We start from the raw sequence: 21,784 nt of genomic DNA on the forward strand, positions 1-21,784 counted from the left end.
TGCCTGCCTCGCTGGTGTTCCCCCCTGAGCCGTACGAATCCAAGGTGGAGGAGAACCGTCACCGTAAGTGAGGAGCAGAACACGATGCAGGCCCTCAACGCGGCCCTCCGCCCCACCTTCCATCAGCCGGCCGAGGCGTCCGTGTTACCGAGGCGATCGGCGCTGCTCGCTCTTCTCATGTCGAGCGATGCCGGCCGGACATGGCAGCTGAGCGGCACGCTCGACCTGCCCGCCGACCGGTACGACGCCGTTGCACGCCTCTTCCTCATGACCGCGATGAGTACGTCGGCCAACGAGGGCGTCACCCAAGTGGTCTGGCAGGCACAGGTGTGGGCCGTCGACGAGGGCGAAGCGCCCGCCGCGGACACGCCGCCGCTCGTTTCGTTGCGCAGCGACGGCCGGCTCCCGCAGGTGGGCCTCTCACATCAACTTCCGTCCCCATGACATCCGCCGAGGCTTCATGAACACCGACCCTCCATCCTTCGCGAGCGGCCTACCGTTCGTCCCGGACGAGCTCGGATGGGCGTGGGCCGCCCACCTGCAGCACCACGCCTGTGGCCAATGGCTCGTGCGTTGGGATTCCGGTAGCCAGCACTTCACCGCTGCCTACCTCGGCGAAACGGCCGAGGACGGTAGCTACCGGAAGGCCCTTACTCCTCAAGGGCTATGGGAGCGCATCCTCGCGTTCGACCCCCTACATCCCCTCGTGGACCTGGGCAGTGACCATGCTGATGATGCTGGCGCTTGGCAGCCGCGCATCGGCTCAGTGCGGCATACCGATTTCCTGTGGAGGGCCGGATGATGCGGCCATTCGTGACCCGCCTGGACGACGGCAACCCAGCGTGGCCTGCGTCGGTCGCAGGTGACGGCATGGCAGTGCCTACCTTCGATGAGCCGCCAGGCGGTTGGGGCCGCTGGACGGTCGTGATGTGCAAGCCCGACGCGACGGACCGCGGGCTCGTCAGGCCGATCCTCCAGTGGATCGACGGCACTGTGACCATCGTCCGGACCCGAGAAGTGATCGTCACCGCCCGGCAGATCCTCGCGCACTACGCCGACATGCTGGAGCTCCGGCATCGCTTTCCGTTCGACGTCCGTGCCGACCTCATCGGTCACTACGTCGGCTCCACCGTGACGGTGGCACTCGCTCGCGGGGAGACGAACGACACCGCCCAGCAGGTACGGGACCTGCTCGGTCACTACGACCCGTCTCGTGCTCCGTCCATCACGATCCGCGGCTTCTATGGCGACGACAGCGCTGAGAAGGCCGCTGCCGAGGGGCGGCTCATCCGCAACCTCGTCCACTCCAGCGACAATCCCGCCGATGCCGCGGCCGACTTCAAGATCTGGTTCGGCGAGTCGTACCGGGACATCCTCCACCAGGAGGCGTACCCCCGATGAACCAACCCGCCGCCGGCCCCGGGCAGCTCCGCGTGGTGCCCGGGGCTCAGGAACTGGAAGACGTCTCGGGGCGTACTGACCAGATGCTCGGCCGGAGAGCTGGAGCGATGGATGCCGCGCAATGAAGCCACGAGGGCCGGGAGGGCCTCTGACGGCGCCCCGACTCGGCCTCCGGCTCCAGAAAAGGATGCATGGCCATGTCCGGGGTTCGCCCCGCATCCACCACGCCTCGCCCACGGCAGGACATCGTTCCTCGACTGGACGCCAGACAAGCCCGCGCAGTCCCGAACGCTCGACTACACATGCGCATGCCAGCCGATCGTCTACGAGTTAGTGGCGTGCGGGGGCAGCTATCGAATCCGCCGAACGGAGCGGACGGCACCTCCTCGCGTGACGTATGCCGGCCCATGGCGCCGTCAGGCGGCGGGTCGCATCTGGGCGCAGCTTCTCTCGGGCGAGGTGAGCTTATGTCCCTGACGGCCTCTGTGAAGAGACACGCGAACCCGCTCAGGCCCTGTCGTCCTAGCCTTGAGTCTTGTTGCTGCTCGCAAGGGAGCCCCATGACGCAAGGCAAAGCTCAGCCCACGTACGCCACCATGGCTCAGGATCTCCGCCGCCGGATCACCACGGGGGAGTACCCGCCAGGCGGGATGATCCCGTCGGAGGCGGCCTTGATGGCCGAGTTCGGCGTGGCCCGCGGCACCGTCCGCCAGGCGCTCGCCGAGCTGGAGCGCGAGGGCCTGGTCGTCAGCCAGATGGGACGAGGCCGCAAGGTGCAAGGCCAAGCCGCGCCGGACGTACAGCCGAACACCCGCTACGAAGACGTGGCGAACCAGCTCCGCGCGGCCATCAAGGCCGGCGAGTTCGCGCCGGACGTCCGTCTGCCTGGCGAACCTGTCCTGGCGGCAAGGTTCGGCACGGCACGCATCACGGTACGCAAGGCCCTGGAACTGCTTCAGCAGGAGGGCCTGATCGTCGTCATCCCCAGCAAAGGCCGGTTCGTGGCCACCAAGCCACCACCTTCAGACAGGAACAGCGAGGACTAGTTCATGACGGAGTCCAACACCGCACGAGGCTTCTCACTGCAAGACGCACAAATGGCGCTGATGGCGGTCTGCCATGACGTCGGACTGAACAGCCGGGACGCGGTTCCTCTGCGAGTGGGGGAGAACATCCTGTTCCGCCTCGCATCCGCTCCGGTGGTGGTGAGAATCGCTCGCAGCGTGGATCTCCTGAGTGACGTCCGGAAAGAGGTCGCGATCGCACGCTGGCTGGAAGCGGTCGACTTCCCGAGCGTGAAGCTCCTCCCTGACTGTCCCCAGGCACTCGTCCAAGAGGGCCGCGTGGTGACGTTCTGGCAGCACGTGGACAGTGATGGCCCCTCTCCGGGCTTCGGGGACTTGGCAGCGATGCTGAGAGAGCTCCACGCCCTACCCAAACCGGTGGGCCTGGTCTTGCCCTTGTTCGACCCGTTGGGTCGCGTAGAGGACCGCTTGAACTGCGCCCCGAGCGTTTCAGAAGGGGACATCGAGTTCCTGCGTCGGCGCATCAAGGAGCTCTACGCCGAATACAACGCTCTGGAGTTCGCGCTGCCCGTCGGCCACATCCACGGCGACGCTCACAAGGGCAACCTGCTACGCCGTACAGACGGGAATGTGATCATTCTCGACTTCGAGAGGTTCGCTTTCGGCCCCCGCGAATGGGACCTCAGCACAGCCATCGGGGTTCCTTTCCAGGGCTTCCGCTGGCTCAGCTCTGAGGAGTACACACAGGCTGTGGACGCCTATGGCTTCGATATAGCAGAGTGGCATGGGCTGCACACACTCCGTCGAATTCGCGAGATCACCATGACCACTTGGCTCATGCAGAATGTGGACCACGGCCCAGACATCAGAGCCGAGTTCGACCGTCGTATGGCTTCGCTCGTGCACGATGACTTGCCTCGTAACTGGCGCCCCTTCTAGCGCGAGATCATGAGATGGTAGATTGAATCCCGTTCGGTCCTAGACCGAAACTCGCTGGATATCTACTTGTGCAGAACAAAGCTATCGCGTGCCGTATAGCGAATAGCGGTATGCATCCGGAAAGCCCCGCGCCGGTTATTGTGTGCAGCGAGATCATCATGAACGATCCTAATCATGCGATCCTCTCACTTAGGTGACTTACGCCGCTCCCGACTCGCTCTCACCGCAGCCGCCGGCCTCCTGATTCTCACTGGCCTCGACGCCACTCCAGCTCAGGCCGCACCCGAACCCGCTGCAACGGTCGTGTTCACCGTCGATCAGCAGCCGAAGGTCCAGCGCCCCACGCTGGAGCGGCTCAAGCGGCAGGCGAGGGTCAAGGGCATCACTCTGGAACAGGCGATTCAGTCCTACGCTGATCAGAAGCAGAGGACTGACCTTGCTGCAACGGCGAATCGACCGGATGGACCGGTGACCTACCCGAACGTCAAGATCGATGACCTGACCGTCGTCGAGATCATGACGAGCCTGAAGGGGCAGGCGGAGTCCGAAGGGATCTCCCTCAGCGAAGCCATCGACCGGGATGGAGCATGGCCGAGCAGTAAGCAGGCGATCCTTCAACTGCGGCGAACCTACGCCACTGAGTGGTCCGGCGTCGAGCGGTCCGACGACGGGCGAAGCGTTTGGATCGGCTTCAAATCAGCGATTCCGGCGGAGGTCGCGACCAAGGTCAGGTCCTTGCCGATGCAGGTGGAGCTGCAAGGCCAGCTCGGCTATTCGGAGATCGAGCTGCGTCAAGCCAAGGAGCGCGTCCACCGGAGTCTGAGGAGTGATCCATCGCTCAAGGACATTGCAAGCTTCTACGACGCCAGGACGGGCACCGTGCACTCCCTGGTGGTGCCCTCGGACACGGCACGGACGTCACTCAAGGCCGACGTTCTCCGCGCGACTGCCACTTCAGCAGTGGCCAACCCTGCCATCAAGGTCAACATTGAGCAGGCTGCCGGCCCGATGGCGACCCCATACGACAATTACATCCGGGGCGGAGGCACGCTAGGAAGCTGCACTTCCGGCTTCAACCTGGTCAGGCTCAGCGACTACAACAACAGACGGCACGGCACCGCAGGGCACTGCGCATCCACAGAGGTCAGGACCTACTGCAACCAGTCCGGCGACGGCGGGAACTGCGACACCACGCGCCTCTACAGCTTCTACCAGAGCACCTACGGCGACCTGGCCGCCTATACCCCCAGCACGCTGACACTGACACGAACCTTCTACTGCGCCGGAGGCTGCAAGGCGTACGTCGAAGATGAGGACCCAGGCCCAGTGGTCGGAGACTCGGTGTGTAAGTTCGGTGCCCTCACTGGCCGCACGTGCGGCAAGGTCCGCCGGTTGGGTTATGCGACAGGCGTGTACAGCGACATGACCGTCACCGACATCCCCGCAACGTCAAACTCCTGCTGGCACGGCGACAGCGGCAGCCCGTTCTGGTTCGGGGATGCAAATGCCTACGGCATTCTCTACGGCAGTGGCTACATCAACTCCACCACCACAGGCTGCGCTTTGACTCACGTGGAGAATCTGCCTCTCGCTCTCAATTTCCACGTTTGGACGCTGGCCAACAGCCAGTAGTCCTACGATGGCCAGGTCGGTCGGACGGCCTGGCCATCGCCTCGATTGTCCTCGCCGCCTTGGCAACGGAGGTCACCATGAAGCACTCAATGGTCGCTACTTTCGTTGTCGTCGTCGCAGCCACGTCGGCATGCACGTCCGACTCTCTTCTCGCACAGAAATCCCCCGTCGTCAGCACCACACTGGAGCGGCAATGTTCTACTCAGTTGTGTCGTTGGACGGTCGGCACTGATCCCGCGATCCTCGTTCAGGAGGGCAACGGAAGCCAGTTGATGCCTCTGGAGGCACGGCTGGAATGGATCGATGGAGAATCCTGCCTGGTTATGGTTGCAAAAGATGAGCGGCGCACACGGACAGTGATTCCCATGTGGCCGAAAAGCGCTGTGCCCATTCGTGCCGGCGGAAGACGCGGCGTCACGGTACCAGGAGTAGGGCGTTTTCTGGATGGAGACGCTCTCAAGGGTGGCGGCACCTGGATCTTGCCGAACTTCACGCCGTCTTACCGCTTCGCCGGTCCACCGCCAGCCCGATGCGGCAAGCACGATGGATACTTCATGATCGACGCGATGGGGTTGACACGCGCGTAGCGGCGTCACGATTAGCGCCTGAGTGCATCTCACCGTTGCGACTTTGGACGTCGGCATACCCCCGAGCGCTGGCTCTGCCTGCAGTTCGTGGGGTCATCTTGCTGCTACGGCTTCTGAACGTGCCCGTGTCAGCGACGCCTCGGTGTAGGTCCTGAAATCCCGTACCAGCGGATCGTTCTGGAAGCGGGCGAGCTGGCCTATGAACTCCCGGACATAGCGGCGGGTACGGGCCGACCGGAGGTCGGCCACCGTTGCTACAACCTCGCGAGCCACGGCGATGCCCTGCTCCAGATCGCCTCCTGCCACGTGACTCGTGGCGAGAATGGTTCGCACGAACGACAGGCTTCGCACGTAGAGGCTTTCCGAGAGCTTCACGCTTTCCAGCACTTGGTCTCTTGCTCGATGGTGCTGTCCCAGGTCGCGAAAGCAGTGAGCGAATTCGGCCGCCAGCTCGGCCTCGTCGAAGTACTTGAGCCAGACCGGGTCGTCCTCGGGATTCCGGCGCTCGAACCATCGCTCGGCCTCACCCAGCGCACGACTACAGCCGACCTGGTCGCCCTGGGAGGCGAGCGCGCGAGCCTCCATCGCGTTGAACAGGGCCATGGCCGTCGGAGTGGACGCGCCTTCGGCGCCCATGCGTGCGGACCTGGCGAGGTTTGCGGCCATGCCGTAGTGGCCGAGGTAGTTGGCCTGGTGGCTCATGCCGGCCAGGATGCGGCCGCCGAGCATCCGGTCGCCTGCCTCGCGGGCCAGCATGAGCGCCTTGGTCATGTACTGCTGGGCCAGGCCGTGCAGCCCTGTGTCGTATGCCATCCAGGCGGCCAGACGCAGCATGGCCGCCGTCTCCGAGAGGAACTGCCGGCCGAGCGTCGTGTCCGGGCGTACGTGCTTGAGCAGCGGCTCGATTTCCATGGCGATGTACTGGACGACCGTGGAACGGGCGTGTCCGCCGCCGAACCGATAGTCGAGCTTGGCGAACAGGGCGGTCGTCTCTCGTACGGCTTCGACGCAGCCCGCAGTGATCAGGCGGCCTTCGGCGCACGACCGTACCGAGCCCTCAGGCGTCACCAGCCACGTGACCATGGAGTCGTTCCAGGTGTTGGGGGACACCTCGCTCTCCACCACGCGGGGATTCGACGACAGATCTCCTGAGATCAGGACCGTCACATCGTCAGCGAAGCCGCCGGCCTGCTGCTGGGAGGGGACGACGAAGGGCGTCGCCTCGGCGTACATCATGCCGATGTCGCGGACGCTGACTCGCTCGCCCAGCTTGCGGCCGAGGGCCTCGGCGATGAAGTGCGGGGTGAGTCCGCGGGGGTGCATTCCGTCGAGCCAGCGTTTCACCGACACGTGATCGCAGCGGATGTCGGCGCCATGAGTCGTGGCCACGTCCTGCACCCGTCGCGCCAGGGCCTTGTTCGAGCACGCGGCTCTCGCCATGACCGCCGCGAGCTGGTGATTCGGCTCTCGGAGCTTCATGGCACTCCCGTCGCGCAACGGCTTCACAACCCTGGGTGATCACAATGTCGCAGACAGTTTGCACCCCATCCGGGCCGTAGTGCACCCACCTTCGCTCAATTGCACCGTCTTTTGAACGCTGCCGCACCCCCTGACCTGCGCGGTTTTCTGGTGCCACGAACACGGCGGGTCCCGAAAGGACCTTGACGGACCCGCCGAGCCTGTTCTATACCTGTACAGGACAGTCTTTCGTGAGGGGGGCTGCCATCAGGAGAAACAGGCTTCGCGACGACCAGAAGGGACCACCGCCCGATGCCTGCTCTCCGACCCCGCCGTTTCCTGCCCACGGTGCTGATGATCGTCGCGGCCTTCTTCGTGGTCACTCAGCCGCACAAGGCCGCGGTCGCCGTCAACACCACCGTGGACGCCGTACAGAAGGTCGCCCAAGCCCTGACCGTCTTCAGCGACGGACTCGGCTGAACCACACCAAACGGAAGAAGCCGGGGCGCGGCCCAAAGTCGCCAAACCTGATCCGCGCCCCGGCACCCCTTAGAAGAGGTGTCTCAACTATGACCCACGGGTCCAGCAACACACAGCCCACGTCCGACCTCGACCTGCCCATGCGGGCCGTGACCTGGACCGCCATCCAATGGACCTGCCTCGTCTGCGGTGGCGCCGAGGAGATCGACCCGGCCGAGGAGGCGCCCACTCCGCCGATCTGCCCGTCCTGCCACCAGCTCGCCGTCGCCGAGGCCCTCGCCACCCTGCTGGGGGTGCGCCGATGAACGAGGTGACCACCAGCCGGGGCGACGAGCAGCTGTCCGACCTTCGCGATGTCCTGCTGAACGCCGACCCGGCCTGCGAGAGCGACGACGCCGAGCTCTTCACCGGCCCCGACCTGTTCGAGCCCGAGCCGGACGACGTCCGGGAGGCCCGCGAGGCGAAGGCCAAGGCGCTGTGCGCCGAGTGCCCGGCCCGCGCCGCCTGCCTGGCGTACGCGCTGGCCGTGGTTCCCGAGGCCGGCGTCTGGGCCGGCCTGACCGTCGAGGAGCTCCGCGACCTGCGGGAGGTGGCCGCCTGATGGCTCGCTTCCAGTGCGCCGACTGCGGCCGGCGCTCCCGCAGCCCGTTCGGGTGCCGCGGCTGCGGCGTCCGTCGCCAGGTCGAGGTCTGTACGGCTCACGGCACCCGTTGCCTGCCCGGCTGCCGTATGTGCCGCATCCTCGCCCGCTCACAGTCCGGCATCTGAAGGGAGGTCACATGAACGCCATCCGCCTTTCGCCGTGGCCGGGCACGTGCTGCCCACGCTGCAAGGCCCAGCTCGACGGCGGCCCCGTCCAGTTCTACTGCGCGGCCTGCCGCCGCTCGGTGTTCGCCGCCGACCTCGACCCCGAGATTCACGTCCCGCTCAGGAGAACCGCATGATCACTGTTCTGCTCTATCTGGTGGTGTTCGCCGCCGGCTTCCTGGCCTGCGAGCTGGTACGCATCGCCCAGGAACGGTTCCGGATCCACCAGGTCGTACGCTTCAGCGTCCACTCCGCCGGATCGCCCGACAAGGTGCTCCGCGTCTGGTCCAGCCGCCGCGCCAACTGGTGCAACCGGCCCAGCTGCCTGCGCTGCTGGGGACGGTGGGGCCGATGACCGCCGCTGTCTACGGGCCTCGTCCGCTGAGCGAGGGCGAACAGACCGCCGTCTCGGTCACCGCCGCCGCGGTGGCGAGCCTGGGCCTGCTCGGCTTCGTCATCAGCTTCGCCACGGTGGCCAGGGCCGCCGAACCGTCCTTCGGCTGGTTCGCGTGGATCGTTCCACTCGGGATCGACCTCGGCATCGCGGTCTTCTCGGCGCTCGACATCGTCCTGGCCAGGCTCGGCATGCGCCTCCGCCTGCTCCGACTCGTGCCCTGGGCGCTGACCGCCGCGACGGTCTATCTCAACGTGGCCGCCGAGGACACCCTGTTCGGGATTATCGCCCACGCGATGCTTCCCGGCCTGTGGGTGGTGGCGGTGGAGGTCGGTGCGTACGCCATCCGCAAGCGTGCCGACCTGACCAGGCCCGACCACATGGAGTCCATCCGGCTCTCCCGGTGGGTGCTGGCCTTCCCGTCCACGTTCGCGCTGTGGCGGCGGATGGTGCTGTGGGAGATCCGTTCCTACCCGAACGCCCTCGGCCGCGAGCGCGACCGCATCCTCGCCCGCACCGACCTTCAGGATCGGTACGGCCGGCTGTGGCGCTTCAAGGCCACCCGCCGCGAACGAGCGCTCTACCGGCTCGGCGAGCTGACTCCTGACCGGATCCGACTCGCGCCCGTTCCCGAGCGTCCCGCCCTGCCACCGAAGCCCAAGCACAAGGCAACCAAGAAGACCGCCCGACGACCCCGTGCCGACGTGGACGACCTGATGCCACTCGGCCGGCAGATCGCCGCCGACCACGAGACGCGCAAGGTCCAGCTCACCCGTGACCGGCTTCGGGATGCCATCCGGCAGACCGGTCAGTCAGTCTCCACCGACCGCGCCGGAGCACTCCTGGCCCGCCTGCGGACGGAAGGACCGCCGGACCGGACCCCGACCGCTGCCGTTGAGGCGGTCGGACCGCACGGCCTGACCGCGGACGACCGACCGGACGAAGCGCGGTCCGACCGCACACCGTCACAGAAGCAGGGCGCGGCCCCCACTCCGCCAAGAACAGCGGCCGCGCCCCGCCACCCCGCTACCGCCAAGGCACACGAGGTGTACTCATCATGACCCACACACCGCACGAGCCCGACCGCCGTCCGGAGCACGGTCGTGAACTGCACGGCTTCGAGTGGCCCGACCGCGATGAGGACGAGAACGGCGAGGCCGAGGTCGTCCCTCTCGACTCCCGCCGGCGTGCCCGCCAGACCGAGGACGCCGAGCCGGACGACGAGGTCTTGGACCACGAGTCCATCGACATCGTCGACCGTGTCATCGGCCCGCCGGTCGACCCGCCTGACGAGGACGCGGTACCGCCTGCGGCACGGACCGCCCAGAGTCGCGCGCCCATCATCCCGGCCTGGCTCCGTACCTGGCAGTCCGTCCGCGCGATGATCGTCTGGCAGGCCCGCGACACCGCGTACGTCCTGGGCTATCACGCCGTTCGCTCGCCGAAGTACCTGCTCAAGGTGCTCTGGTACGCGGTGCCCGGCGTCTTCAAGTCCATCGGCCGGCTGCTGCACTGGGCGACGGCGGAAGAGGGCAACTGGGCGCTGCGCCAGTACGCCGCCGACCGCAACGACCCCGAGATGTGGCTCAAGCTCGACAAGCAGCGCCAACGCCAGTCCCGCTGGCGCTGGTCGGTCGTGCTGGCGCTCACCATCACGGCCCTGGCCGGCCTGCTGGTCTTCCTGGCGGCGGACCTGCCTGGCTGGGCACGCCTCGGCGCGCTGGTCCTGGCCGTCCCGCTGCTGGCCCGAGCCGGTCGTCCCGCCGACAGCCCGATCACGGACCGTGTGAGCGACGGTCCGCGCTACCGCAAGCTCACCGCCGAACTGGTCCGTCGGGCTCTGATGCACTGCGGCATCTCCGGCATCAACCAGGCCGTGAGCAAGGATCCGAATGCGATCAGCTTCCCGCAGGAGATCCACCGCGACGGCCCCGGCCACTTGGCCATCATCGACCTGCCCTTCGGCGTGGAAGCAGCCGAGGTGGTGGCCCGCCGAGGCCGCCTCGCCTCGGCCATGCGCCTCCCCATGGACCAGGTCTGGCCCGAACCGGCCGCCGGCCACCCCGGCCGCCTCGCCCTGTGGGTCGGCTACGAGCCCTCCTCGCAGATGAAGCAGCCGCCCTGGCCGCTACTGCGCGACGGCCAGGTGGACGTGTTCAAGCCGTTCCCGTTCGCCACGACACCACGAATGGAGACCGTCAACGCCGAGCTGGTGTTCCGCAACTGGCTCGTCGGCGGGCAGCCCGGCTCCGGCAAGACGTTCGGGCTCAGGCTCGCGGTCCTGGCCGCCGCACTCGACCCGCGCGCCGAGCTGCGCATCTACGAACTGAAGGGAGTGGGGGACTTCAAGGTCCTGGAACCCGTCTGCACCGAATACGGCAACGGCTTCGACGACGAGACGATCGCCCGCTGCGCCGCGATGTTCGCCTGGCTCTACAAGGAGTGCGAACGCCGCTCCAAGCGCATCGCCCACTACCACGCCCTCGGCAAGGCACCCGAGAACAAGGTCACACCCGAACTGGCCTCACTCAAGGGCTCGGGCCTGCACCCGCTGATCGTGACCGTGGACGAGATCCAAGAGCTGTTCCTGCACCCGCAGTACGGCAAGGAAGCCGGCGAGATCTGCGAGAAGGTCATCAAGCTCGGCCGCGCACTGGGCGTGATCCTGCTCCTGGGCACCCAGATCCCGGACAAGGACAGCCTGCCGACCGGCATCACCCGCAACGTCAACACCCGCTACTGCATGAGCGTCGCCGACCAGACCGCGAACGACATGATCCTCGGCACCTCGATGTACAAGCAGGGCTACCGCGCCACGGTGTTCCAGCCGGTGATGGAGGCCGGCTGGGGCATCCTCGCTGGCCTCGGCAAGCCCGCTGCCCGCCGCTCCTACTACCTCGACACCACCGACGCCGACAAGGTCATCGTCCGCGCCAAGCGGCTCCGCGGCCTGGCCGGCACCCTGCCCGAACCCGGCACTCAGGCCCGCGAGGACGCACCCGTCTTCGACGTCCTGGCCGACCTCGCCGAGGTCTGGCCCGCCGGGGAGACGGCGGCCTGGAACGAAGCCTTGTGCACCCGCCTGACCGAACTACGTCCCGACGTCTACACCGGCTGGAAGTCCGAACAGCTCACCAGCGCCCTCAAGCCGCACGGCCTGCGGGTCGGTGACATTGGCCGCCGCATCGACGGCAAGCCCGTCACCCGACGCGGCATCCGCCTCGATGATCTCACCGAGGTCATCGCCGAGCGTAACCGTCAGAAGCGCTCCGGCTGACCGGTCACGGGGCTGCTAGCGCTAGTAGTCGAGCCTGCTAGCGCTAGCACCCCCGCTAGCACCAGAAATGCGCCCTGAACAGGCCGTTAGCACGCTAGCGGCCCTCCCCGACCACGCCCGAAAGTCGGCCCAGGAGGCTGTCGTGTACCTCGCTCTGCTCGTCGCTATCACCGCGATCATCAGCACGCTCTGTTACGCCACGAAGTGCTACGTGAGCCCGTTCGGCCGCTGCCGCAAGTGCCAGGGCAAAGGCCGCTTCCCGCAGCGCCGGAGCATCCGCTACTGCCGCCGCTGCGACGCCACCGGCCTTCGCCTGCGTCTCGGCCGCCATGTCTGGAACTACGTCCGCCACCTGCACCACTGACGGGAGCGGCCCCGGCGCACAGCCACCAAGCACGACGCCGGGGCCCACGCCCCAACCGATCACCGGCCCCGCGGGGCCGACTCAAGGAGCAACCACCAGCATGACACCTCATCCGCCCCGCCAGACGCGGTCCTACGCCCTGGCCGCCGCCGCCCGAGGCTGGCACGTCTTCCCGCTCACGCCGGGCGACAAGGTGCCGCTCAAGGGCTGGAAGTGGAAGGAACACCACACGACCGACGCCGACACCATCAGCCGCTTCTGGACCGGCACCTCGTACAACATCGGCATCGCCACCGGCCCGTCCAACCTCGTCGTCATCGACCTGGACACCCCGAAGAACGGCGAGCAGCCCCCACCGCCCTGGAACCGACCCGGCGTCAACGACGGGGCGGACGCCCTGGCCCTGCTGTGCGAGCAGGCCGGCCAACCGCTACCCCTGGAGACCTTCCAGGTCCGGACCCGGCGCGGCGGCACCCACCTGTACTTCACCGCACCCGAAGGGCTGACACTCGGCAACACCTCCGGGGCCAAGGGCCAAGGACTGGGCTGGCTGATCGACACCCGCTCCAGCGGCGGCTACGTCGTCGCACCAGGCAGCTACGTCGACCTCCCGGACGGCACCGGAACCTACGACACCATCCACGCCGCCGAGCCCGCCCCGATGCCGTCCTGGCTGGCAGAGCGGCTGGCCCGCTCCGACCACGAGCACCAGCCGGTCCACGTCTCGGTCCATGACGTCCTGGCCGCCCTCGGCAACCAGTCCACGGGCTACGCGATGACCGCACTCCACAACGAGCTGCAGCACGTCCTCGACGCCGGGCCGGGAACCCGCAACCACACCCTGAACGCCGCCGCCTTCGCCCTCGGCCAGCTCGTCGCCACGGGCCTCCTGCCGCACCGCCTGACCGAGGACGCCCTGCACACCGCCGCCCAGGCCATCGGCCTGTCCCCCCGAGAGGCGGCCGCCACCATCCGCTCCGGCCTGACCGCCGGAGCACGCCAGCCACGCCGGGGGATCGCATGACCAACCCACTCGACGCCACCACCATCCTGGAGAACCTCGACGCCCATGCCACCATCACCCGCCTGCACCGCGACCAGTCCGGCGACCTGACCCTCGGCCTGCCGGTCCCGCCGCCGGCCGCTGACCCGGCCATGTTCTACGGGCTGCCGGGGGAGTTGGTGAAGGTCGCCGACCCGTCCACCGAGGCTGACCCGGTTGGCGTCCTGGTCTCCGCGCTGTCCGCCTGCGGTGCGGTCATCGGCCCCGGACCGTACGTCCAGATCGGCAACACCCGCCACCCGCTCCTGATCTGGCCACTGCTGTTCGGCCGCACCGGCTCCGGCCGCAAGGGCCAGGCCACCGACACCGCCGAGATCTTCCTGCACCACGCCGGCATCGGCTACGGCGACCTCTGCGTCACCGGCCTGTCCTCCGGCGAAGGACTGATCGAGCGCATCCGCGACCCCGACAGCCCGGACGACCCCGGCGGCACCATGGACAAGCGCCTGTCGGTCACCGAGCCGGAGTTCTCCACCGTCATGGCCCGCGCCAAGCGCGAGGGCTCCACGCTCGGCACGATGCTCCGCCAGGCATGGGACGGCCGGACGCTCGCCGTGCTGACCCGCAACGCCTACCGAGCCTCGAACCCGCACATCGCGATCATCGGCCACATCACGCCTAAAGAGTTCCGCATGCGCCTGGCCGAAGCGGACATGGCCGGCGGCTCCTACAACCGCTTCCTGCCTATCTACGTCGAGCGCTCCAAGCGCCTGCCCATCCCGGAAGGAGTCGCACCCGACCTACTGGCCAGCCTCAGCGGCAGGCTCCACGACGCCGTCAAGGGGGCTCGCCAGATCAGGCGCATTGTCCTCGACGAGGACGCCCGCGTTCTGTGGTCGACGGAGCTGTACGAGGAGTTCACCGCCGCCGACGACGAAGACCATGCCTGGACCGAGTTCACCCGCCGCTCAGCGCCGTACTGCCTGCGCATCGCCGCCCTCTACGCCGCCCTCGACGCCCGCACCCACATCGCCACAGAAGACCTCGGAGCAGCCGCCAGCCTGGTCCGCTACTCCATCGCCTCAGCCGTCTTCGTCCTGGACAAGCAGATGCGCGACCCGAAGATCGACCGCATACGCCGCGCCCTCGACCAGGCGGCCGACACCGGCCTGACTCGCTCGGAGATCAGCGCCCTGTTCTCCCGCAACGTGCCCAAACAGACCCTCGACGAGCTCCTGACCAGCCTGACGGCCACCGGCCAGTACGAGACCTTCACCACGCCGACCGGCGGCCGCCCGTCCGTCCGCTACCGCCGCACCAGGCCGAACGAACAAAGAAGAAACAAGACCTCATGACCGACGCAGCTCAGCAAGCAGCAGTGACAAGGGACAGCCCTTTCTTCGTAGGCCACGAACGAAGTCGATCACCACCATCGGGGCTCCACCGCACCGACCCGTTCTTTCTTCTTCCTTCGTCCTGATCAACACCTGGCCCACAGCCACCAAGAACGGGGCCGAACACTCCAACTGCCTGATCCGCAAGGAGCCGCACTTGGCAACCGGCACCACCCAGCGAGGCATGCTCACCCTCGCCGACCTTTGCGTCGAACTCCAGATCTCCCGCTCCACCTTCTACGACTGGCGAGCCAAGGGCCGCGCCCCGCGCTGCCTCAAGCTGCCCAACGGCGATCTCCGCATCCGCCGCGCCGACCTGGACCGCTGGCTCGCCACGATGGAGGAGGCCGCCTGATGAAGGACATCACCTACAACGTCCGCGTCTACGCCATCGAGACCCGCAGGAACGCGGCAGGCAAGGTCACCTCCTACCGCGTGGCCTGGCAGACCACCACGAAGACCTGGAAGCGCACGTTCAAGCTCGCCGCCCAGGCCGACACCTTCCGAGGAGCCCTGCTTACCGCCGCCCGCAACGGCGAAGCCTTCAGCACCCTCACCGGCGAACCCGTCTCCTGGGCCCGCACCGACCGTCCAGAGATGAGCTGGTACGACTTTGCCTGCAAGTTCGCCGACATGAAGTGGAAGAACGCCGCCGCCAAGTACCGCCAGGACATCGCCCGCGCCCTCACCGCCGCCACACCCGCTATGTACATCACGACGCGCGGCAAGCCGGAAGACCGCACTCTGCGCTCAGCCATGCACCGCTGGGGCTTCAATACCAAGCAACGCCAGCAAGCACCAATCGAGGCCGAAGACGCGTTGCGCTGGCTGGCCGACAACACTAAGCCCATCTCGGCACTCATCGACGATGCCGGCCTCGCCCGCGACCTACTGGAGTCTGCCACATCCCTGCTGGACGGCACCCGCGCCGCTCCCAGCACCGTCCGCAAGCACCGCATGCTCCTGTCCAACGCCCTCGACTACGCCGTAGAACTTAAGCTCCTACCCGCCAACCCACTCAAGACCCTGAAGTGGAAGCGGCCGAACAACGCCTACGAAGTGGACCGACGCAGCGTTGTCAACCACACCCAGGCCAAGGCACTCCTCGCCGCCGTGGCCGCCCAGAAGCCGAGCGGCGAACGTCTCGTGGCCTTCTTCGCCCTCATGTACTACGCCGCCCTGCGCCCAGAGGAGGTCGTCAACCTACGCCGAGACAACATCACCCTTCCACCCCTAAGCCGGAACCCAGAGACTGGGCAGATGGAAGAACCCATCAACGCCTGGGGAGAACTACACCTCCTCAAGGCCGCGCCCTACGCTGGCCGAGACTGGACCGACAGCGGTAGAGCACGAGAGGAACGCGCACTCAAACACCGCGCGATCGGCCAGAGCCGGACCGTGCCGATCCCGCCACCCCTGGTCCGCATCCTCCGCACCCACCTCACAATCTTCGACAAGGGCGCACACGGTCGGCTCTTCTACGGCGTCCAAGGAGGCGAATTGCCGTTCATCACTTATCGACGCGCTTGGAAGGCCGCTCGCCAGACCGCCCTGACAGAGAAGGAGTTCGCCTCGCCTCTGGCTGCTCGGTTGTACGACCTGCGCCACGCCTGCGTCTCCACGTGGCTGAATGCCGGAGTTCCTGCGCCCCAGGTGGCGGAGTGGGCAGGGCATAGCGTTGACGTGCTTCTGCGCATCTATGCCAAGTGCATCGTCGGTCAGGATGAAACAGCCAAGCAAAGAATCTCTGCTGCCCTCAGCGAGTAAGTGACCCTACGTGGGGAGGCTGGTCACGTGCCAGGCTAACCACAAATCGGTGCAGGGGATCTGGTCGGTGCTGCGCCGCACCTCCGTGGCCAATCGTGCCTTCTTCACGCCCGACGAGATGATCGCCGCCGTCCGGCAGGGCTTACGCCGCCTCCAGTACTGCCCCACGTGCTGGAGGCCTGCCTGATCGGCACTGGACTCGTCTCAACTCCGTCATGACGACATCACGAATCCAAGCTCGATAACGGCGATGACGGCGACCACGGCGAGGGGAAGGCTCAAGATATGTGGCCAATGTCCTTTTCTAGATCAATGATTACTTTTCGCATTACGCGCTTGAATGCGGTGGGTACATTGCTGTCGGGAATCCTAGCTACTTCTTCTTCGCCGTAATGAGTTATCAACACCATGCGCATCTGCGCCATATCTGCTGAGTCGTAGTTGGGCACATAGCTCCGGTCTTTTCCGAACGGATGCTTAATCGACCAATATGCCCGCACGAAGCGCTTAGTTCTAAAGGTTGTGGGTATCTTGTGGCGGCTCTTCATTGTTTCTATCATGACATCTAGGCGTTTAAGCAGCGCGATGTCATTCATCTGGCGATAGTAGTTGAGCCAGCCATATGAAACGCCTCCATAAACGCAGCCGGTGACGATTGAATCGATCCGTCCCTGCAGTTGTTGGAGATCTCTGTCATACTTGTATCGCGTGAATATGCGTGCAATTGATCTTTCGATATTCTGGATACTTTTCCTGTGAACGGAAACCCTATTGCTACTGAACTTGTAGCCGAGATAACTGAACCCGTCCGAAATAGAGCCACTGCTCGATTTTGCGTCGCCAGCGGTCGCCAAGTGAACTTTCAGACCGGCTTCTTCGCACTGGCTGGCAATACTGTCTCGCACTCGATTGACTGAAATGCTGTTACAAAGGATGAGGATGTCGTCTACATAGCGAAAATATGCGCAGTCATCTAGCGCCGAGGCGGCGGCGTCAATCTTACTCATCACTAGCTCGGCGAGCAAGTTTGAGATAGCCAGGCCTTGCGGCACTCCTCGCTGATTCGGCGTGCGGTTCCGTTGACCATTTGGGACCGTTGGTGTTCTCAGGGCGCCTAGAACAGCACCAAGGATCTCCTTCTTTCGGATCCTGGTTCGCAACTTCTGCTCGATTTGACTATGCATAATTGACGGATAGAAGTTTTGCACATCAAGCTTGACATACGAGTCGTACGTGCCAGCGGCAACCACAGTGGCTACCTCGAACACTCGCTGATGCGGTATAACGCCTCGCGTATGCGGAAACAGCCTGGTAAGGCATTCAGCAAGCGCCCTAAGAACTATTCGATCGCGTGCGGTGGGAATCGAAAGAACTCGCGGCGCCTTACCGGCCCCTTTAAGTTCCAGCACTTCGCGATACCCAGTGAACCGATACGATCCCGTCCTCATTTTTCGTGAGATGAGTTTCGTGACTGCGTCAAGATCGCTAGCAAGCGATTTGGGATGGATTCCGTCCCTGCCGAGAGCTCCCTTGTCCTCGACATAATGATGATATAGGCGCCTGAGGTTGGATGGCGACGTTATTGATCTGAACAGCGTTGAAGCTGAGGCCTGCTCTGGCAGGGAAATTGGCCAACCTGTATGCGGAGCCGGGGGAGCGGAAGTATCTGTCGAGATTTCGTTAGCTAAATCAGAGGCCATTAACGAACCAAACGCCGAACGGAACTAAAAGTGCGACTGGAACGACCAGGCTCACGTAGGGAAAGGCCATGGCTGTGCAATATCTTAGCCAGCCGAAGAACCCACGCGCGCGGCGCCAGAAGCCAAATCCGGAGCGGGGCGGTATGGACTGTGTCCTCCGATAATCATGCTCGGTGTGGTTCTCGGAAGATGCCATCGCTACGTCATACTCATCTCGCAGCTTCTGGTATTTTTCGCGCCTATCCGGGCCGGTATACTCCTTCAAGTTTTCTGTCGAGACGGATATTTGCTGAATTCTTTTATAATTTTCCTCCATCGCCTTCGCTCTCGTTCCATACCCAACACTGGAAACTACAAGCGAGATTGATAGAGAAAACACTGCCAAGGCGACCATTAGGGCGTCGCCGCCCTTGCCGTACATCTCTTTCTCGACGAGCATTCCAACGGAAGCGATTACCGTCGAAGTCGACAGTGCAACAAGGGCGACATTCCAGGCTGTATTCGCATGCGCTAGGCGGCGGTAGGCGTTGAGCCGACTCAGATATGTAGTATAACTTCTTCTCTCCAGCCGTTCTATCGCTGGCGAGATGTCGTCTGGCAGCCCGGCCACTGGTCTCCCTTGCCCTGACCTCTCGACAAAATCACCCGCGATCCTATCGGCGCGAGCCTCGCCCTAGATTCAGTTCTAAGGCGAACCGTAATCCCGCAGTATTACGGCATGTTACTACTGCTACCCATGCGACATGTCCCCCGAAGCGGCGGCGGCGCATGGGCAAGTGGCCGAGCCGCATTCAACCATAGCAGTTACCGTACACTTTGCTCTGATGCGAGCCTCATGCATGCTGGCGCCCCGTTTCCGCAGCTCGCGCAGTCCATCAAACTCCTACCGCACCTAGTACGACCGGTGAAACGGGCGGTGGCCATTCCACGGCCTGTCACCGTGGCGACGTCGGAGGAGTGGCGCTTCGAACCAGGACACCCCACTGGCCCACAGCTATGGCCGACGTCCCGGGGAGGCATCGCCCTGCCGTCCAAGGCCCATGCTTGCCGATAGTCAGGCATCACAAGTCACCGGGGAGTGTTCCAGAGTTGCTGATACTGCTGGAGTTCTTCCTCGGTAAGTTCAGGGTCGCCTTGCACAGCGATCATCGTGGTGTCCCAGTCTCGATGGCCATCGATCCTCGGTGTGAGCAGCACGCCGATTGATGTCAGCTCTGACAGGTTCTCCCGCGGGCCTCGTTCATGGTGGCGCAACAGGAGCCACGCTCTGAAAGCCAATCGCGTGGTCTCGGTAAGGGTAGAGCAGACGCCGAAACCGAGTTGGTCGCGATTCTGGCCAGCCAGGAAGGTCCGGAAACGCCATGAGATGGAGTCGGCTCCTGTTAGGCGCACCTGCTGTAGACCGTCGAGGAGCATGCGTCCCAGCTCGCTACGGTTGCCCACGTGCAAGCTGTCGAGGGAAGCCAGGAACCTTTGCCGATCCTGCACGTGCTCGGCTTCGATGTGCGTGTTAGCGATGTCTTCGAGCATGAGGCGCACCATGCCGTGAGCTTCGTCGTCATCGCTGCCGGCTGGTGCGGATGGAAGCAGTGGCACGGACCGAAAATCGCCCCGTCCTTGAATTGTCGGATCGATAGGGCCAGGACTTGCCTCGGCGTCGGCGGCAGCCAGTTCGTAGTAGCGTTGCGGCTCCTCGCCGAGGACCTCTGTAGAGACGCCAACGCGGTGGAGATAGCTGACTACTGCGTGCGAGGAGTGGAGCTGGTTGAATAGAAATTCCCAGTCTCGTCGCAGCAAGACCACGACCGGGATACGACTCTCGGTTATTGGTATCTCATAGTTCCATGGTGGGTCAGGGTGCTCGATGATGACCACGCCACCCCAGCGGGTTGAGGGGCCATGGATACGAATGCTCTGTCCTCGCCCGTTCACCATCTCTGTGGTCTCGGCCGCCAACCGACGCGCGGTACCGTTCACTTGCTTGACAGCGGCACTGATCTGTTTCGTGATCCAAGACGTCTCACGGGCGCTGGTGCCCGGCCCGGTCTCGCGGGTTTTGACCTGGACGATGACTCCGATTTCGCCGACCACGATCAGACCGTCGCTGATCTCCCTTACCCCTGGTCCTTTGCGCTCGACAGTCGGCAGCATCACGAAATCAGGGAGGCCCCAGGTCGCGGCCGCGTCTTGCACGGCGGTTTCTGCCGCGAGGCCGGGACGATCGTGGCTGCGCAGCGGCGTTGCATGAGGGACCAATCGTTCAAACACTCCGTCAGGTGTGGCCACGATGAGCGTGAGTACCTTGGCCTGCGGCGCTACCCCTAGTCCTATATCCGAGCTCGCAATACCCGCGAGTTCCTCTTCAGACCAGCGGTGTACCGACCGGGTGGCGTCAGTCCATGTTGTCTCTTGGGTGTTGTGTCCGATCAGCACGCGCCTTGAGCCGGGCACCTGAGCGGAGAGCCAAGCGAAGGAAGCCGCGATGCGGAGGACAGCTTCGATCACTGCGCCCAGGCGACGGCCGAAGGTATCGTCGACTCCTGCGGGGATGAATCCATCGGCGAAGCCAAGATCTACATAGGTCCCGGCTTGTGCTGCCACGGGAAGACCGACGCTGTAGTTGCGGAGTCGGAACTCGGCCACCACCCGCTCGTCGTTGAGTTCGCCGGGCTCGGAGACTTCGAGGCGCTCCAACTCCAGGGGGTCTTCGATGCAGACCTCCGGCTCGACAGGAGTCGCCCACGCGCCGATTTGTCCTCCGGCCTCCAACGCATGCTGCCAGACAAGGAGGTCGCGAAGCCCGTCGCGAAGGGCATCGATTCGCTGGTCGTTTGAGGAAGGCTGAAATGGTTGGCAGTCACGGATCATGTCGAAATGGAGCTGCAGGACACCGTCCAGACAGGATTCCTCCAGAAGTGCCTCGAAGCCATCCAGGGAGTCCGCTAGTGGGAAGAACCGGGGACGAGCAGGGTTTCGGGGCCGTTTGCGCACACTGAACATCTCGACCGTCTCCAGGACGAGAGAGTCGAGGCACGCCCAGAGCTCGTCTAGGCATGTCCTGAACTGCTCTGTGAAATCTCGCCGAGTTACTGGATTCCAGTCGATCTGTGCAAGGACGTGTCCAGAACCGTCTCCATAGGTTGTGACGGTGTTGTCGATGCATCCAGCATCGAGCAATGTCTGCCACAACGAGCCCATCGTCGACTTCGCGTGATGTGCAGCTTGGAGGTGTTCGAACGCCCGGGGGTAGAACCGCCTGATCACTCTTCCACGCTAGGCCGCACCGGGCTGGTGCCGCCATCTCAACGGCAGCGACGACTGCCTGTGGGAAGGCATTGGGAAGGATCAACCGCAGACGATCAGTGACAGCCGGACAGCGCCGGACACATCAGGAAGCCCTTGACCGATGTTCCCGCTGGTCAAGGGCGCTTTGTTGCTGGTAGAGCCTGGTGCCCCCGGCAGTGTGCTGGTTCAGGACATAGGAAACCCATGTCGCGAGACATAGGAAACTTCAACAGAGTGTGTCTCGGGACATAGGCAACCACCGCGATCAACA

At 64.8% G+C, this 21,784-nt stretch carries 23 protein-coding genes; 19 read left to right on the plus strand and 4 right to left on the minus strand.

Features of this window, described 5'->3' with window-relative positions; translation table 11 throughout:
• The first annotated feature begins 84 nt into the window (after positions 1-84).
• The 6 genes from ACFYYW_RS48400 to ACFYYW_RS48425 all read left to right on the plus strand — a co-directional run bounded on the left by ACFYYW_RS48400 (position 85) and on the right by ACFYYW_RS48425 (position 5,584).
• A complete protein-coding gene (locus ACFYYW_RS48400; protein WP_387661203.1) occupies positions 85-444 on the plus strand; it encodes a hypothetical protein in 360 nt (119 codons plus the stop codon).
• Between the two features lie 369 nt (positions 445-813).
• Positions 814-1,401, plus strand: coding sequence for a nucleoside-diphosphate kinase (locus tag ACFYYW_RS48405; RefSeq protein ID WP_387661206.1), 588 nt, complete (start codon positions 814-816; stop codon positions 1,399-1,401).
• A 560-nt stretch (positions 1,402-1,961) separates the two neighbouring features.
• On the plus strand, positions 1,962-2,447 hold the full coding sequence (locus ACFYYW_RS48410) for a GntR family transcriptional regulator (protein WP_387661209.1): 486 nt from the start codon (positions 1,962-1,964) through the stop codon (positions 2,445-2,447).
• A 3-nt stretch (positions 2,448-2,450) separates the two neighbouring features.
• Complete coding sequence (locus ACFYYW_RS48415; RefSeq protein ID WP_387661212.1) at positions 2,451-3,365, plus strand: phosphotransferase enzyme family protein; 915 nt, start codon at positions 2,451-2,453, stop codon at positions 3,363-3,365.
• A 174-nt stretch (positions 3,366-3,539) separates the two neighbouring features.
• Positions 3,540-4,997 (plus strand): S1 family peptidase, encoded by a 1,458-nt coding sequence (locus tag ACFYYW_RS48420; protein WP_387661215.1) that lies wholly within the window; start codon positions 3,540-3,542, stop codon positions 4,995-4,997.
• A 77-nt stretch (positions 4,998-5,074) separates the two neighbouring features.
• Positions 5,075-5,584, plus strand: a complete 510-nt coding sequence (locus ACFYYW_RS48425; RefSeq protein WP_387661218.1) for a hypothetical protein — start codon at positions 5,075-5,077, stop codon at positions 5,582-5,584.
• Positions 5,585-5,677: 93 nt separating this feature from the next.
• On the opposite strand, the gene ACFYYW_RS48430 is transcribed toward ACFYYW_RS48425, so the two are convergent.
• Positions 5,678-7,063, minus strand: coding sequence for a hypothetical protein (locus ACFYYW_RS48430; RefSeq protein ID WP_387661221.1), 1,386 nt, complete (start codon positions 7,061-7,063; stop codon positions 5,678-5,680).
• Between the two features lie 291 nt (positions 7,064-7,354).
• Here ACFYYW_RS48430 and ACFYYW_RS48435 point away from each other — a divergent pair, with 291 nt between their 5' ends.
• From ACFYYW_RS48435 to ACFYYW_RS48495, 13 genes are all read left to right on the plus strand, one after another.
• Positions 7,355-7,522 carry a hypothetical protein gene (locus tag ACFYYW_RS48435; RefSeq protein WP_387661223.1) on the plus strand — a complete coding sequence of 56 codons (168 nt, stop codon included), beginning with the start codon at positions 7,355-7,357 and terminating at the stop codon, positions 7,520-7,522.
• A gap of 89 nt (positions 7,523-7,611) precedes the next feature.
• Positions 7,612-7,827 (plus strand): hypothetical protein, encoded by a 216-nt coding sequence (locus ACFYYW_RS48440; RefSeq protein ID WP_387661226.1) that lies wholly within the window; start codon positions 7,612-7,614, stop codon positions 7,825-7,827.
• On the plus strand, positions 7,824-8,123 hold the full coding sequence (locus tag ACFYYW_RS48445; RefSeq protein ID WP_387661229.1) for a WhiB family transcriptional regulator: 300 nt from the start codon (positions 7,824-7,826) through the stop codon (positions 8,121-8,123). Before ACFYYW_RS48440 ends, ACFYYW_RS48445 begins: the two co-directional genes overlap by 4 nt.
• A 178-nt stretch (positions 8,124-8,301) precedes the next feature.
• Positions 8,302-8,466 carry a hypothetical protein gene (locus ACFYYW_RS48450; protein ID WP_387661232.1) on the plus strand — a complete coding sequence of 55 codons (165 nt, stop codon included), beginning with the start codon at positions 8,302-8,304 and terminating at the stop codon, positions 8,464-8,466.
• On the plus strand, positions 8,463-8,684 hold the full coding sequence (locus tag ACFYYW_RS48455; RefSeq protein WP_387661235.1) for a hypothetical protein: 222 nt from the start codon (positions 8,463-8,465) through the stop codon (positions 8,682-8,684). Before ACFYYW_RS48450 ends, ACFYYW_RS48455 begins: the two co-directional genes overlap by 4 nt.
• Positions 8,681-9,784 (plus strand): DUF2637 domain-containing protein, encoded by a 1,104-nt coding sequence (locus ACFYYW_RS48460; RefSeq protein ID WP_387661237.1) that lies wholly within the window; start codon positions 8,681-8,683, stop codon positions 9,782-9,784. The genes ACFYYW_RS48455 and ACFYYW_RS48460 overlap by 4 nt, the downstream gene beginning before the upstream one ends.
• Entirely contained in the window at positions 9,781-12,000 is a 2,220-nt protein-coding gene (locus tag ACFYYW_RS48465; protein WP_387661240.1) for a cell division protein FtsK, read from the plus strand. The genes ACFYYW_RS48460 and ACFYYW_RS48465 overlap by 4 nt, the downstream gene beginning before the upstream one ends.
• A gap of 142 nt (positions 12,001-12,142) precedes the next feature.
• Positions 12,143-12,364: a hypothetical protein gene (locus ACFYYW_RS48470; protein WP_387661243.1), complete on the plus strand. Its 222-nt coding sequence runs from the start codon at positions 12,143-12,145 to the stop codon at positions 12,362-12,364.
• 100 nt (positions 12,365-12,464) lie between these two features.
• Positions 12,465-13,388, plus strand: coding sequence for a bifunctional DNA primase/polymerase (locus ACFYYW_RS48475; protein WP_387661245.1), 924 nt, complete (start codon positions 12,465-12,467; stop codon positions 13,386-13,388).
• Complete coding sequence (locus ACFYYW_RS48480) at positions 13,385-14,722, plus strand: hypothetical protein (protein WP_387661248.1); 1,338 nt, start codon at positions 13,385-13,387, stop codon at positions 14,720-14,722. The genes ACFYYW_RS48475 and ACFYYW_RS48480 overlap by 4 nt, the downstream gene beginning before the upstream one ends.
• Before the next feature lie 196 nt (positions 14,723-14,918).
• Positions 14,919-15,116, plus strand: a complete 198-nt coding sequence (locus tag ACFYYW_RS48485) for a helix-turn-helix transcriptional regulator (protein WP_387661251.1) — start codon at positions 14,919-14,921, stop codon at positions 15,114-15,116.
• Entirely contained in the window at positions 15,116-16,528 is a 1,413-nt protein-coding gene (locus tag ACFYYW_RS48490) for a tyrosine-type recombinase/integrase (protein ID WP_387661254.1), read from the plus strand. The genes ACFYYW_RS48485 and ACFYYW_RS48490 overlap by 1 nt, the downstream gene beginning before the upstream one ends.
• 49 nt (positions 16,529-16,577) lie before the next feature.
• Complete coding sequence (locus tag ACFYYW_RS48495; RefSeq protein ID WP_387661257.1) at positions 16,578-16,715, plus strand: hypothetical protein; 138 nt, start codon at positions 16,578-16,580, stop codon at positions 16,713-16,715.
• 91 nt (positions 16,716-16,806) lie between these two features.
• Here ACFYYW_RS48495 and ACFYYW_RS48500 read toward each other — a convergent pair whose 3' ends face one another.
• From ACFYYW_RS48500 to ACFYYW_RS48510, 3 genes are all read right to left on the minus strand, one after another.
• Complete coding sequence (locus tag ACFYYW_RS48500; RefSeq protein ID WP_387661260.1) at positions 16,807-18,228, minus strand: reverse transcriptase domain-containing protein; 1,422 nt, start codon at positions 18,226-18,228, stop codon at positions 16,807-16,809.
• Entirely contained in the window at positions 18,218-18,838 is a 621-nt protein-coding gene (locus ACFYYW_RS48505) for an SLATT domain-containing protein (RefSeq protein WP_387661263.1), read from the minus strand. The genes ACFYYW_RS48500 and ACFYYW_RS48505 overlap by 11 nt, the downstream gene beginning before the upstream one ends.
• Before the next feature lie 458 nt (positions 18,839-19,296).
• Positions 19,297-21,492: a hypothetical protein gene (locus ACFYYW_RS48510; RefSeq protein ID WP_387661266.1), complete on the minus strand. Its 2,196-nt coding sequence runs from the start codon at positions 21,490-21,492 to the stop codon at positions 19,297-19,299.
• Positions 21,493-21,784: the final 292 nt, after the last annotated feature.

This window comes from Nonomuraea sp. NPDC001831, from assembly GCF_042892035.1.
Classification (GTDB): Bacteria; Actinomycetota; Actinomycetes; order Streptosporangiales; family Streptosporangiaceae; genus Nonomuraea.